At 68.6% G+C, this 570-nt stretch carries 2 pseudogenes; one reads left to right on the top strand and one right to left on the bottom strand.

The features are described 5' to 3' along the window. A pseudogene (locus ACK4TH_RS13070) lies at positions 1–344 on the bottom strand (hypothetical protein); the annotation flags it as partial. Between ACK4TH_RS13070 and pgk the strand changes: the two are divergent. After that, positions 289–570 (top strand): annotated as a pseudogene (pgk, locus tag ACK4TH_RS13065) (phosphoglycerate kinase); the annotation flags it as partial. The pseudogenes ACK4TH_RS13070 and pgk overlap by 56 nt on opposite strands.

The following is a 570-nucleotide window of genomic DNA, read 5'->3' as shown; positions in this document are numbered from 1 at the left end:
AGCACCGCGATCGCCGAGGCGGTGAGCAGCGTCACCCCGATCGTCCATGACAGCACGGCCGGCAAGTCGCCGGCGTAGTACCAGGTGGCGATGCCGGAGGCGACGAAGCCGGTCTCGATGGCGCCGAACAGGATCGTCAGCCAGAAGCCGATGCGGTTGACCGTCTGCTGGTTGCGCGTAGTGATCTCGAAGGTCAGCGCCTCCATCCGGTCGACCACCGAGTCGAACAGGGCGTCGATGCCGAACAGCGCTTCGCCGCGTGCAGTGGCCTCGGCCGTGTAGCCGTGGGTGCGCGCCAGCGTGCCGTGCATCCGCATGGCGCTCGACGCCGGCGCGGCGGTCATGGTCACCAGCCACCTGGGCCGCCCGGTCGAAGGCGAGTTCAAGCCCGCCGATTCGCTCGCACCCGTAGCGCATCGACTGGCCGAGTTGCTGGGCCAGCCCGTGCGCCTGGTGGCCGATTGGGTGGACGGCGGCTTCGAGGTGAAGCCCGGCGAGGTGGTGTTGCTGGAGAACTGCCGCCTGAACGTGGGTGAGAAGAAGAACAAGCCCGAGCTGGCCGCCAAGCTG

The organism is Tepidimonas sp. (genome assembly GCF_046292505.1).
Taxonomy (GTDB): domain Bacteria; phylum Pseudomonadota; class Gammaproteobacteria; order Burkholderiales; family Burkholderiaceae_C; genus Tepidimonas.
This window is presented reverse-complemented; position numbering and strand designations above follow the sequence as displayed.